9 protein-coding genes are annotated in these 13,032 nt (G+C 65.2%); 6 read left to right on the top strand and 3 right to left on the bottom strand.

Going from position 1 to position 13,032, the window contains the following annotated elements; genetic code table 11:
- Nucleotides 1-61: 61 nt before the first annotated feature.
- Complete coding sequence (locus JOF56_RS54470; RefSeq protein ID WP_209647331.1) at nucleotides 62-319, top strand: hypothetical protein; 258 nt, start codon at nucleotides 62-64, stop codon at nucleotides 317-319.
- Between the two features lie 600 nt (nucleotides 320-919).
- Nucleotides 920-1,951, top strand: a complete 1,032-nt coding sequence (locus JOF56_RS54465) for an ABC transporter substrate-binding protein (protein ID WP_209647330.1) — start codon at nucleotides 920-922, stop codon at nucleotides 1,949-1,951.
- Nucleotides 1,952-2,016: 65 nt separating this feature from the next.
- On the opposite strand, the gene mdlC is transcribed toward JOF56_RS54465, so the two are convergent.
- On the bottom strand, nucleotides 2,017-3,603 hold the full coding sequence (mdlC, locus tag JOF56_RS54460; protein WP_209647328.1) for a benzoylformate decarboxylase: 1,587 nt from the start codon (nucleotides 3,601-3,603) through the stop codon (nucleotides 2,017-2,019).
- Nucleotides 3,604-3,743: 140 nt separating this feature from the next.
- On the opposite strand from mdlC, the gene JOF56_RS54455 reads away from it, so the two are divergent.
- Together JOF56_RS54455 and JOF56_RS54450 are read left to right on the top strand one after the other, a co-directional pair.
- The gene (locus JOF56_RS54455; protein WP_209647326.1) at nucleotides 3,744-4,361 is read left to right on the top strand and encodes a dihydrofolate reductase family protein; all 618 of its coding nucleotides are present in this window, start codon (nucleotides 3,744-3,746) and stop codon (nucleotides 4,359-4,361) included.
- 148 nt (nucleotides 4,362-4,509) lie between these two features.
- Nucleotides 4,510-5,412: an aldo/keto reductase gene (locus JOF56_RS54450; protein WP_209647324.1), complete on the top strand. Its 903-nt coding sequence runs from the start codon at nucleotides 4,510-4,512 to the stop codon at nucleotides 5,410-5,412.
- Between the two features lie 49 nt (nucleotides 5,413-5,461).
- Here the strand turns inward: JOF56_RS54450 and JOF56_RS54445 are convergent, their stop codons facing one another.
- Together JOF56_RS54445 and JOF56_RS54440 are read right to left on the bottom strand one after the other, a co-directional pair.
- Entirely contained in the window at nucleotides 5,462-5,884 is a 423-nt protein-coding gene (locus tag JOF56_RS54445; RefSeq protein WP_209647323.1) for a VOC family protein, read from the bottom strand.
- Complete coding sequence (locus JOF56_RS54440; protein WP_209647321.1) at nucleotides 5,844-7,163, bottom strand: MFS transporter; 1,320 nt, start codon at nucleotides 7,161-7,163, stop codon at nucleotides 5,844-5,846. The genes JOF56_RS54445 and JOF56_RS54440 overlap by 41 nt, the downstream gene beginning before the upstream one ends.
- 131 nt (nucleotides 7,164-7,294) lie before the next feature.
- Between JOF56_RS54440 and JOF56_RS54435 the strand changes: the two genes are divergently transcribed.
- Both JOF56_RS54435 and JOF56_RS54430 read left to right on the top strand, forming a co-directional pair.
- A complete protein-coding gene (locus JOF56_RS54435) occupies nucleotides 7,295-8,227 on the top strand; it encodes a LysR family transcriptional regulator (RefSeq protein WP_209647319.1) in 933 nt (310 codons plus the stop codon).
- Nucleotides 8,228-8,433: 206 nt separating this feature from the next.
- Nucleotides 8,434-12,999 (top strand): family 78 glycoside hydrolase catalytic domain, encoded by a 4,566-nt coding sequence (locus tag JOF56_RS54430; RefSeq protein ID WP_209647318.1) that lies wholly within the window; start codon nucleotides 8,434-8,436, stop codon nucleotides 12,997-12,999.
- The last annotated feature ends 33 nt before the right edge of the window (nucleotides 13,000-13,032 follow it).

The following is a 13,032-nucleotide window of genomic DNA, read 5'->3' as shown; positions in this document are numbered from 1 at the left end:
CATTCAGGTCAACCATCGTGGTAGTACTTGACGGACAGCTGCTGCACTCGATGGACGGACCATGACGCCACAACGCCGCCCGATGTTCGGGCCGATCGATCCGTACTGCCTGCTGCCAGTCGTCCCCATGGCCGTCATCGGAGTGATGCTCGCGATCGCTGTCGACGTACTGGCGGGTATTGCCCTCATCGTGGTGGCCCTGCTCATCGTGGCTGTGGACTCCTGGGCCAACCGCCGGGACGCCCGGTCCTACCGGCGACAGGCACAGGACGACTACGACTACGACTATGACCCGGTTGACCGGCGACGCCATCCCTGAGATGACGCCTTCCGGCAGTGCTTCACGAAGATCGGGACTTGCCCTGGTTGTCGTTTGTGGACACGCATCCCGCGGTCGGTGACGTTTGCGTCCGCTCGGCCGGAGTGCCTGTAATCGATGGTAATTCAGGGGAATTCCACCATGTTTGCCGCTGAGGCGAACAGATTGCCGATATCAATTCCGGTGAAGCTGTAAGCGCGACGGCTCGCTGTCGCCGCAGGCCGCCTCGGGTCGTCTCCCCAGCCGTGTGACCTCAGCGTTTCTGCTATGACCCATGCGCGTGTCATGCGGCTTTCGGCTCATGTCGTCCTACTTGGACGCGTTTTTCCGGGATGGTCGATGACGAACCCGGCCGCTTCCGTGCGCTGGATCATGATCGCAATTTGGTGTATTATATACAAAGGATGACGGCTAGCACGCGGGTCAAGCCGCCAATCGTCGTCGCGGACTAGTCTGTTCGACTTTCTGACGTGTCGTACAATCTGCGTAACCGAATGTAATTATCGGCAATCCATTGTTACCGGACGGCAAGATCTCTAAAGTGTCGCCGGTATATCGGGGGGCGATCTTTCAAACATCCACCATCACCGAGGAGAGGCAATGCCTGGACGCGGCGACGCCGTGAAGGCGTCCCGGTCGCGTACGCGGCTCTCGATCATCGCCACTACCGCTCTCGCGCTTGTTCTCGCGGCCTCCGGCTGCAGCGCGATCGGCGGCGGCTCCGAACCGACGAGCTCGGGCACGCCCGGCGGACCGGTGGAGAAGCCGGCGATCAAGGTCGGAGTGCTACCGGTTGTCGACATGGCACCGTTCTTCGTCGCGGTCGACAGCGGCTACTTCAAGCAGGAGGGCCTTGATGTCCAGGTGGTGACCGCGCCGAGCGGGCCCAAGGCCATCGAGTCGCTGATCGGCGGGGACCTGGACATCGCGGTCACCAGTTACCCGGGTGCCTTTGCCGCGCAGGCGAAGAAGGCCGCCGACATCAAGATCGTGACCGACCTGTACGCCGCCCGTCCGGGCCACGGCGTCCTGGTCTCGAAGGGGAAGATCACCAAGCCCGAGGACGCCGCCGGCAAGAAGATCGCCGTCACCAGCACGGGCTCGATCTCCGACCTGGCGCTGAAGTCGGTGCTGCAGCCCAGGATCGCGGACATCAACACGATCAAGTGGGTGCCGATGCCGCTGCCGGACATGGGGCCTGCCCTGGAACGCGGCGACATCGACGGCGCGGTTGTCATTGAACCGTTCGTGACGCTGACGGAGAAGTCGATCGGTGCCATGCCGGTGATCGACATCGCATCCGGGCCCACGGCCGAGCTGCCGATGTCCGGCTTCGCGTCACTGGCGAAGTGGGTCACCGCCAACCCGAACACGGCCGCGGCGTTCCAGCGTGGCCTGGCCAAGGGCATCAAGGACGTGAAGTCCGACCGCGGTGGCAAACTCGAGCCGGTCCTGATCAAGTACGTCAAGATCGACGCCGCGACCGCTCCGCTGGTGCACATCTCCGACTACCCGGAGTCGCTGGACCCGATCCGGCTGCAGCGGGTGGCCGACCTGATGCTGAAGTTCGGTGCCATCAAGGAACCGCTGGACGTGTCCAAGATGGTCGTGGCACCACCGAGCAACAAGTAGTGATCGAACACCGGACGAGCCTGAGACCCCGCGGTCTCAGGCTCGTCCGGTCGTTTGCCGGATCGTCAGTAAAGCGTGCGGGCCTCTTCGACCACGGGAACATGCAGCAGTGTGGGGCCGTCGTCGGTCAGGGACCGCGCCAACGCTTCTCGTAGCCCGGCCAAGCTGTCCACCAGCACGCCCGCACAGCCCATTCCCGCTGCCAGAGCGACGAAGTCGATACCGCCGAGATCGACGCCAGGCAGCTTGGCGCCGTCCGCTCCGGCCAGGATCGCCAGCGCCGCGTACTGCGAGTTGTCCAGGATGACGAATGTGACAGGCAGGTGTTCGCGGACTGCCGTCCACAGTGCCTGGATTCCGTACATGCTGGATCCGTCGCCGATCACCGCGACGATCCGGCGATCCGGGCGGGCCAGCGCGGCGCCGACCGCGGCAGGCAGACCGTAGCCCAGAGTCCCGCTCGCCACCGTCAGGAAACCCGTGTGGCGTGAGCGAATGGGCAGATGGTCGTGCATGATGCCCCGGTGGCTCGGTGCCTCTTCGACCACGATGGCGTTGTCCGGCAACATCTGCGAGAGCACCGTGAACACCTTCTCGGCCGTGATCGTCGGGCCGTCGAGCGAGATCTCCGGCCTGTCCAACGGTTTTGGTGTCGGACGGTCCACCTGTGCGACCAGTTCGGACAGTTGCCGGAGCGCGGGACGCAGCATGGTGCGGATCCCGGTCCCATGTCCGGCCCTGGCCAGCAGATCGTCGTCGTCGCTGAGCACGAACAGTTCCGGCAGCGGGTGCTCGGCCACACCTCGGAAGACGTGGTGGGTGAAGACCGGCGCGCCGAAGACGAGTACCAGGTCGTATTCTTCGAGAGCGGCGGCGATGGATCGTTGTTCCGGGTCCAGAAACCCTTGGAACAGCGGGTGATCCTCAGGGAAGGAGCACCGGGAGGACATCGGGCTGACCCGCACCCCGGCCTGGATGCGTTCGGCCAGCGTGACCATGTCGGCGACGGCGCCCTCGATGTCCACCGCGGGGCCGACCACGATCCCAGGGCGTTTGCTGCCGTCGATGGCCGATACGAGTGCCCGCAAGGCATCCGGGTCCGCTACCGGACCGGCGATCCTCGGCCGTGCGGTGGTCACGCTCGTGGTCTCGATATCCCAGTCGTCAGCGGGGATCGAGATGAAAGTCGGACCGTAGGGCGGTTGCGTGGACAGGTGATAGGCGTGAGCGATCGCCGAGGGGACGTCATCGGGCCTCGCCGGCTCGCAGCTCCACTTCACGTACGGCTTGGGGAAGCTCGCCGCGTCCGTGGCGCCCAGGAACGGCTCGCCTGGGAGTAACGAGCGAACCTGTTGCCCGGCAACGACAATCATCGGCGTGCGATTGCGGTAGGCGGTGAAGATATGGCCGAGACCGTGGCCCACTCCACCGGCGGAGTGGAGGTTCACCAGCACCGGCCCGCCGCCTGCCTGGGCGTAACCGTCCGCCATCGCGACCACAATGGACTCCTGCAGTCCCAGCACGTACCTGAAGTCGTTCGGCCAGTCGCGCAGAAACGGGACCTCGGTCGAGCCAGGGTTGCCGAACACCGTGGTCAGGCCGTAGGCCCGCATCAGGTCCCGGCTGATCTCGCGCACAGTGCGCCCGGTCATGAATATTGCCCCTTTCGCGCGTCCCCCGACGTTCTTCTCGCAGAAGCACTCTGTCATGGCACGCAGGGCGATGAGTTTCGGCCGTCTGGTGAGTCTGCATGGGCGTGAAGGCGACGGACCACCACAAGGAGGACAGCGCGATGACCACACGTACCGGCAGGGTGACCTGTGACCTGACGATCTCGGCCGACGGCTACTCGGCCGGGCTCAACCAGTCCGAGCAGCGCCCGTTCGGTGATGACGGCGGCGACGGCTGGGGCGACAAGCTGCACGCCTGGATGTTCGAGACCGCCGAGGAAAACCGGGCGGAGCTCGAGCAGTTGGCAGGCGCAGGAGCATTCATCATGGGGCGCAACATGTTCGGTCCCGTGCGTGGCGAGTGGGACCGACCGTGGAACGGCTGGTGGGGCGACAATCCGCCGTACCACACCTCGGTCTTCGTACTCACCCACCACGCACGCGAACCGCAGCCGATGGACGGCGACACAACGTTCTACTTCGTCACCGACGGAATCGAGTCAGCACTGGCCCAGGCACAAGCGGCGGCCGGGGACGGCGACGTCGCAATCCAGGGCGGCGCCACCACTGTCAACCAGTACCTCGCCGCAGGCCTGATCGACGAGCTACGGCTGCACATCGTGCCGCTCACGCTCGGCGCGGGAACACGACTGTTCGAGGGCGTCCCGCCGCTGAACCTCGAGCAGGTGAACTCGCGAGCCGCGACTTCGGTCACGCACGTGACCTACCGCGTGCACTGATGCCCATCACGGAGTAATGGCCGGGTTTCGTGCGGCGTCGAGGATCGCCGTGCTCCAGGTGTCACGCGGCAAAGCGGAGGCCCCTCCGATACGGTGCTACAGTCGTGGAGCGGAGGTTCCTCCGCTTACCTCGATGGAAGGAACGCTCATGACCGCACGTAGCACGCCTTCCGTACAGCCCGCCGCCTCCGGAAAGGCTGGGACGATCGCTGGCCGCCCGGTGTCCCGGGTCGGATTCGGCGCGATGCAGCTGGAGCATCTGCATGGCGACCGTGAGGCCGCGATCGCTTTGCTGCGCCGCGTGGTGGAGCTCGGCATCAACCATGTCGACACGGCCCAGTTCTACGGCAACGGTTTCGCTAACGGGGTGATCAGTGACGCGTTCCGGCCTGAGGACGGCGTTGTGGTCGTCAGCAAGGTCGGCGCCGACCCCAACCCCGGCGGCACCATTCCGCTACGCCCCGCCCAGCGACCCGAACAGCTGAGGGCGAGCGTCGAGGACAATCTCAAATCCCTGGGGCTGGACCAGATCCCGGTGGTGAACCTGCGCCGCCTGGACACCCGGCCGGGCCTGCGCGCCGAGGGTGATCAGATCGTCGGCCTCGACGACCAGCTCGCGGTGATGACCGCGCTGCGGGACGAGGGCAAGATCGGCGCGATCGGCTTGAGCGCCGTCACCCTGGACGGACTGCGCCAAGCCCTTCCCGCCGGGATTGTCTGCGTCCAGAACGCCTACAGCCTGATCTCACGTGGTGATGAGCAGATGCTCCGGCTCTGCCTCGACGAACAGATCGCCTGGGTCCCGTTTTTCCCACTCGGCGGCGCCTTCGCCGGCATGCCGAAGGTGACCGATGAGCCGACGGTCACGGCGATCGCGCAGTCCCTCGGCTATAGCCCCGCACAGGTCGCCCTTGCGTGGCTGCTGCACCACGCACCGAACGTGCTGCTCATTCCCGGCACCGCGAACCCCCGCCACCTTGAAGCGAATGTCGCTGCCGCGAAGATCACTCTGGATGACTTCACCATGTCCGCGCTGGATGCCGTCCAGTAGTGGATTTCTGTCACGGGGCGGGAGCGTGCCTCCCGCCCCGTGGTGGGTGTCAGCCGTTGTATTCGCTGACGACGTCGACAACCCAGACGACGCCGAAACGGTCCCGGAGCATCCCGTAGACGGGAGCCCAGCCCGCCGGGCCCATCGGGATCACGACGGTCGCTCCGTCGGAGAGCTTTTCCCAGTAACCGGTGACCTCTTCGACGGTCTCGCCGCGCACCGAGACGAAGAACGAGTTCTCGCCCTGGTTGTAGCCCATCCGCGACGGCACGTCGTAGGCCATCACGTGGAAACCGTTCTCGGCGAGCACCTGGCCCCACATCACCTGGTCGGCCTCGGACTCCTCCTGGACGTTGCCGGCGTCCTTGTACGTGATCACGGCCAGGTGGCCGCCGAACACGGACTGGTAGAACTCCAGCGCCGCCTGCGCGTCACCGCGGAAGTTCAGGTGGGTTGTGGTCTTGACGGACAACGTTGCTCCTTATTTCGACTTGCTGTCTGGGACAACAGTCGCAAGGCAAGCGGCCAGGGTGTGTCCTCTTCTTCCGGCGGATCGAAAAACCTGGCGAGGACCGCCGCGGCAGCAGGAACGGCGTGGTGAGAAGCAGAATCCCGGCCAGGGCGACAGCTGTACGCGGGCTGGTGAGTTGCGCCAGGAGACCCCACAACACGGTGATCACGGCGATGCTGACGCTGCTGGTGATCGACCACGCCGTGAGCACTCGGGCATGGCGGTCGGCATCGGTGTTGTTCAGCCGGTAGGCGGCGAAGACGGGGTTGAAGATGCTCATGCAGATGATCAGCCCGAGCTCGGTGGCCATCACGATCACAAGTCCTGCCGGGCCTGGCTGGATGAACACGAGCCCGATGGGCCAGCAGGCGCGTGACACCCCGAAGACCCGAAGCACTGTCTGTTCGCCGCGACGGGAAGCGATGCGCCGGGCGAGTCGTGACCCGATCAGGCCGCCGATACACGGGACTGCGAACGCCAGCCCGTACTGCCAGACCGGGAATCCCAGCTGCGAGAGCATCAGCACCGACAGCAGCGGCTCGGTCGCCATGATCAATCCGTTGACCAGCATGACATTGAAGAAGAACCGGCGCAGCGTGCGATGGGTGAGGATGTAGCGCCACCCTTCGACGAGGTCGCTCCACCGGCGTGCTGCGGTTCTCCCTGGTTTCGAGGGTGGCTCGGGTTGCCTGATCGCGGCGATGCCGAGCGCCGAGAGCAGGTAGCTCACCGCGTCCACGACGACCGTGATCACCGGCCCCAGCAGCCCGATGGCCGCGCCGCCCAGGGGTGGCCCGATGATCGTTGCCGACCAGGTGGTGGACTCGAAACGACTGGTGGCCACCAGAAGTCTCTCGGCAGGGACGATGGTCCTGAGATAAGCGCCGCTCGCGGCCGTGAACGCGATCTTCGCCGCCGCGGTGGCGACGGAGACCACCAAGAGTTGCACGAAAGACAACGCTCCCAGCCAGTACGCGAGCGGGATGGAAGCCAACGCCGCGAAGCGGATCACGTCCATCGTGATCATGACTGGCCGCTTGGCGCGAAACTCCATCCACGGTCCAAGCGGGATCGCCAGCAGCGCCCCGATCACGAGCCCGGATGACGACAAGGCCGCCACTTGCGCCGAGTCGGCGTTCAGGACCGTGATGGCAACGACCGAGAACGCTCCGAACCCGAGCCCGGTTCCGTAGGCGCTGACCGCGTAGGCGGCCCACAACCACCTGAACGACCGGCCCAATCTCTCCCCCTGTAGATCTCGCGGACAACCCTGTGTTGTCCGCGAGATTGAAGCCGGTGGACCTGCAAGGGCACCAACAACGGATCGGGCGGCGTGTCACAACCCACGGTTGTGGGAGTAGGTTTCGGCGCGTGGAGCTCGATGCGGTTCGTACCTTCGTCGCCGTCGCTGAGACCGGCCAGTTCCAGGCGGCCGCCGACGATCTGGGAATCACCCAGCAGGCCGCCTCGAAACGGATAGCCAACCTGGAACGGGAACTCGAAGTAAAGCTCTTCGCGCGGACCGCCAGAGGCGTCCGGCTCACCGTTGACGGGCAAGCACTGCTACCGCATGCACGCGAACTCCTCCGCGCCGCCGAACGCGTCACAGCGGCGGCGACGCCAGGGCGCAGGGCCCTGCGGGTCGATGTCGTCAGTCGCAGGATCGCGCCCTCCCATCTCCTGCACGCCTTCTACCAGCAGAACCCCGGCATCGAACTCGACGTCGTCGCCCTGGTCAACGCCGATGCCGCGACGGCACTGGCCGAGGTCGACGCCGGCACCCTGGACGCCACTTTCCGATCCCTGCGGGCCTCCGCCCGCAAAGTCCCCAGTGGACTCCGGTCGTCGCGTGTGGTCGATGACCGGCACGAACTGCTGGTCGGACCCCGGCACCCGTTGGCGAACGCCAAGACCGTGACCCTGGCCGAGCTCACCGACCATCCAATCTGGATGCCCGGCATGTCCGACGCGGAACCATTGGGCTACTACGAGGATCTGGCCGGGGCGTTCGGCCTCACCATCGACACGATCGGGCCGATGTTCGGTATCGAGGCGCTGCTCGCCGAAATCGCGGACTCGACGAAACTCGCCATGTTCGTCGGCGAAGGCTCGCGCTACCTCTGGCCGGAAAGCTATGACCTACGCCGGATCCCTGTCGTCAACCCGACTCCTGTCTATCCACTGTCGGTGATCTGGCGTGCCGACAACCCGCATCCCGTCCTCGCCGATCTCATCGAGTACCTCCAAACCAGGTACAAGACGACAGCTGACGAGAACACCTGGACGCCAGACTGGGCCCACTGAGTACCGGTGAAAGCGTTGGCATGGCGCTGTTCGGGTGCTTGACGTGATGCTCGTTACCCGCTTACGGTAAGAAGCCAGCAGGATTGAAACGATTCAATCGCTTCATCGGAGAAGCCATGCCGTTACCGTGCCCTCGCTTGGTCGTGCTGTTTCGTTGTCTCCTCGTCCTTGTCGTGACGCTTTGTGCGGTCGTGGGTCTTAGGCCAGTGCCCGCGTACTCGGACATGTCGTCGTCCGGGTTGCGTGTGGACGGCTTGTCGGCCAATGGCCGGGTCGACCCGGTCGGGATCGATGGCAGGAACCCGTCGCTGGGGTGGCGGTTGGCGTCGTCGGAACGCGCGGTTGTGCAGCGTGCGTACGAGATCCGTGTCGGGCGTGCGCCCGGAGCGAATGACGTGTGGTCCTCGGGAAAGGTGCTCTCCGCCCGGCAGGTGGACGTGGCGTACGAGGGGCCCGCGCTCAAGCCGGCCACGAGGTACTACTGGAGTGTCCGTGCGTGGAACGGCCGGGGCGTTGCCAGTCCTTGGAGTGCGGACGCGTTCTTCGAGACCGGTCTGCTGACGGCCGCTGACTGGGGTGGTGCGCAGTGGATCGCGCGGCCGCGTGTCGACGAGGTGGACAAGTGGACAGACTACGTCGCCAATGTCGACTTCAAGGTCGACAACGCGGCGTTGGGCGTCTTCCTGCGTGCCAGCGATGCGAACAATGGGTACATGTGGCAGGTCAGCGTTGTCGAGGCGCAACCGACTCTCCGTCCTCATAGGAAGGTCAACGGCGGCTACACGCTGCTGGGATCGGTGAACCTGGCAAGCTTCGGCTTCACCAACGACCAACTGCGCACCGGTCGGCACACGATCCGGTTCGACGTGGTCGGCAGCACCATCAAGACAACGCTCGACGGCGTGCTGGTCGACACCCGCTCGGACTCGACATTCGCCAAGGGATACCTCGGTTTCCGCGTGCACGATGCAGCAAAGGAGCAGGGAACGGTCTACGACGCCGTGGTCACCCGTCCGGATGGGACCGTGCTGCTCGACACCGACTTCCCGGCCGGGCGTAACCCCTTCGCGGGTGGGGAGCTGACCGGCTCGGCGCTGGTCGTGTCCGGGACCACGGACGCGCTGTACGACCCCAATGCCCGGTCGATGCCTTTGCTGCGCAAGAGCTTCGACACGGTTGCGCGTAAGAAGATCGCATCCGCCCGGGTCTACGCATCAGGTCTGGGGCTCTACCGGCTCACGATCAACGGCAAGGCAGTCGGGGACCAGCTTCTCACTCCTGGCTGGACCGACTACAACAAGCGCATCCAGTCCCAGACCTATGACGCGACCGCACTGCTTGGCAACGGCGGCAACGTGATCGGCGCCGCTCTCGCGGAGGGTTGGTGGGCCGGCAAGGTGGGGATCGGCTGGAGCCGCCAGTACGGCGACACTCCGGCGCTGGTGGCAAAGCTGCGGATCGTCTACACCGACGGTTCCGTCCAATGGATCGACACGGACGGCTCATGGAAGGTGGGCGACGGCCCCTTCGTACGGGCTGACCTGCAGGACGGCGAAACCTACGACGCCCGCTTGGAACCCGCTGGATGGAATCGGCAGGGCTTCAACGACGCGAACTGGCTTCCCGCAGCGAACATGCAGTCGAAGACCGCGCTGCTGGTCCCGCAGACCGACGAGCCGGTGCGCGCCACCGAGGTGCTCCCAGCGCGCAAGATGACCGAGCCCACGCCTGGTGCGTACGTCTACGACCTGGGCCAGAACATGGTCGGCGTGTCGCGCCTGAAGTTGACCGGACAGGCCGGGCAGACGGTGAGGATCCGGTACGCCGAGGTGCTCAACAAGAACGGAACCCTTTACACGGACAACTTCCGTACCGCCAAGGTGACCGACCGCTATGTGTTCGCCGGATCCGGCACCGTGACCTACGAGCCCACGTTCACCCAACATGGGTTCCGCTACATCGAGATCACCGGCGTCAGCACTCCGCCCGCCCTCGCCGACGTGAAAGGCGTGGTGTGGGGCTCGAACCTGAGGCCGACCGGCACACTGCGGACTTCGGACGGCATGCTCAACCAGTTGGTGAGCAACATCTCCTGGAGCCAGCGCGGCAACTTCCTCTCGATCCCGACCGACACCCCGGCCCGGGACGAGCGGCTGGGCTGGACAGGCGACATCAGCCTGTTCGCCCCCACGGCCAACTATCTGGTGGACACCCGTGCGTTCCTGTCGCACTGGATGGCGGACGTGCGCACCTCCCAGCATCCCAACGGCGACCTGCCGGCAGTGGTGCCCTCGCCCCAGGGCGTGTTCGCGGAAAGCGGCGTCGGCTGGTCGGACGTGATGATCACCGTGCCGTACTCGGTTTGGCGCGCCTACGGTGACGTCAGCATCCTGCGCGAGAACTACGACGCGATGAAGAAGTTCTTCGCGTTCACCCGCAACAGCGCGGGACCTGATCTGCTCGAACCAGGTCGTACGACGTTCTTCACCAACGACTGGTTGAACCTCAACGACCCCACTGTGCAAGGTGTGATCGGCACGGCCTACTACGCCGAAAACGCCCGCATGATGGCGGAATCGGCGCAAGTCCTCGGGGACGCCGCGGCCGCGAACGACTACAAGGCCCTGTCGGCGGACATTCGCCGGGCCTTCACCCAGGCCTACGTGGCCGCGGACGGCACCGTCGCCGGCAACTCGCAAACCGGTTACGCCATGGCCCTGGCGATGCATCTGGTGTCCGATCAGAGCCTGATCGGCAAGGTGGGGGAGAAGTTCGTGGCCAAGCTGGCCCGGACCGACTTCCACCTCACCACCGGCTTCATCGGCACACCGCTGCTGCTGCCCTCCCTGAGCATCATCGGACGCGACGACCTGGCCTACAAAATGCTGCTGCACAAGGACTATCCGTCCTGGGGCTACGAGGTTGCCAACGGCGCCACGACAATGTGGGAACGCTGGAACTCGATCATGCCCGACGGCAGCTTCGGGCCGGTGGACATGAACTCCTTCAACCACTACGCGTACGGCGCCGTGGGGGACTGGATGTTCCAGAACATCGGCGGTCTGTCGGCGCTCGAACCCGGCTACAAGCGATCCCGGATCGCACCGGCGATCAGCGGCGGCCTGACTGAAGGTTCCGGGCAGTTCGATTCCGTCTACGGCCGCCTGTCCTCGTCGTGGAAGGCGCACGACGGCACCATTGACCTCAACGTGACGGTGCCGGTCAACACCACCGCCGAGGTCCACGTGCCAACCAAGACACGTTGGGCCGTAACCGAAGGCGGTCGACCGGCCGCCACCGCGAGCGGCGTGCGCTTCCTACGCATGGAAGACGGAGCAGCCGTGTTCGAGGTCGGATCAGGCTCCTACAGCTTCGGCATCGCCACCGTCCTCGGCGGCATCGGTGAGGCCACCGACGCGACCAAGCAGCTGTGCAGCCAGCTCGGTCGTCCAGACGCTCTCATAGCACAGTGGTGGACGCTGCAGATGCAGTGGTCTCTCGAAAGTGCCTGGAACGCCTACACAATCGGGAAGAACCAGGCGGCAGCCGCCGAAGTGCACCAGGCGCTGGCACGCGTGGGCGACCTCCGTCGCTGGACAGCCTTTCAGCTGAGCAGGGGAAGGATCACAGCGGCCGAGGCAGCGACCATACAGTCGCTGCTCGACCGCATCGACAAAGAACTGTCACAGGCATCCGGGCTTCTCCTGGGAGCCGTAGCCAAGATCGAGCTACCCACAGCCGAGTGGTTCCCAGGCTCGACGATCCCAGTCACGATCGCGGTGACCAATGGTGGAACCGACAACCTGGCCTCGCTGGCCACCACCCTCGCCGCCCCAGCCGGCTGGGACGTACGCCCTCCTTCGGGCAAGCCGACCCTCGTACGCCCCGGCCAGACTGCCCGGCTCCAGTACGCCGTGCGCGTTCCGACCGACGCCGTCCCCGGAACCGTGCAACTACAAGGCACAGTCCGCTACGACTACCGGGGAAGCACCGCGAGTCTGCCTGTCGCAGCCTCCCCGACAGTCCAGGCGCCAGTGACGGTCGCATCCGTCGCCTTGTCGCCCACGAAGGTCCAGCCCGGTGACGCACTGACTGCGTCGGTCAAGCTCACCAACCGCACAACGGTGCCCTTCAAACAAAAACTCACCATCGAGACTCCGACGGGATGGACCACACCGCCTGCAGTGTCCTACGACATCGCAGCAGGCGCCACTGTGACAGTGCCCGTCAAGATCGACGTGCCACTCACTGTCACCCAGGGCGCCGCCACAATCGCCGCGACCATCGGTGCAATGCCTGAGGAACGCGGCAGTGCAACAGCCACCGTCGAACTGGTCAACCCGCCACCGAACATCGTCGACCACGTGGACCTCGGAGACACGGCATCAGAGACCGCCCACGGGCTCACCGCTTCCCCAAGCTCAGGCGTGAACACCGAGGCCGGCCTCACCCGTCGCTACACCAACAACAGCGCATCCGACGGATGGTTCGAGATCGACCTGAACGTCCCCGCAGGCAAGCCCTTCGTGATCCGGGCGATCGAGACCTACGACTCGGCACAGTTCAAGACCTACGACGTCACGCTCGACGGAAAACCCGCACTGCAACGCCGATTCCAACGAACAGAATCCGGAAACGGAACCGTGACATACCAATTCCTGGTGCAGCCGTCCGCGGACACCGCCGACGGCAAGGTCCGGCTTCGTTTCCAGGACGCGCCAGGCGACTACGACCCATCCATCGCAGACGTCTGGTCAGTCCAGCTGAACTGAGGCCTGTCCATTCATGGTCCAGGGTTATCCCGG

This window comes from Kibdelosporangium banguiense (assembly GCF_017876405.1).
Lineage (GTDB): Bacteria > Actinomycetota > Actinomycetes > Mycobacteriales > Pseudonocardiaceae > Kibdelosporangium > Kibdelosporangium banguiense.
Note: the sequence above shows the minus strand (reverse complement) of the source record. Positions and strands in the feature narration are given on the sequence as shown.

What these genes read in the sequence shown, in the direction of transcription:
- mdlC (WP_209647328.1), bottom strand. Translation starts at nt 3,603, where the DNA reads ATGACCGGGCGCACTGTGCGCGAGATCAGCCGGGACCTGATGCGGGCC.
- JOF56_RS54455 (WP_209647326.1), top strand. Translation starts at nt 3,744, where the DNA reads ATGACCACACGTACCGGCAGGGTGACCTGTGACCTGACGATCTCGGCC.
- JOF56_RS54465 (WP_209647330.1), top strand. Translation starts at nt 920, where the DNA reads ATGCCTGGACGCGGCGACGCCGTGAAGGCGTCCCGGTCGCGTACGCGG.
- JOF56_RS54450 (WP_209647324.1), top strand. Translation starts at nt 4,510, where the DNA reads ATGACCGCACGTAGCACGCCTTCCGTACAGCCCGCCGCCTCCGGAAAG.
- JOF56_RS54470 (WP_209647331.1), top strand. Translation starts at nt 62, where the DNA reads ATGACGCCACAACGCCGCCCGATGTTCGGGCCGATCGATCCGTACTGC.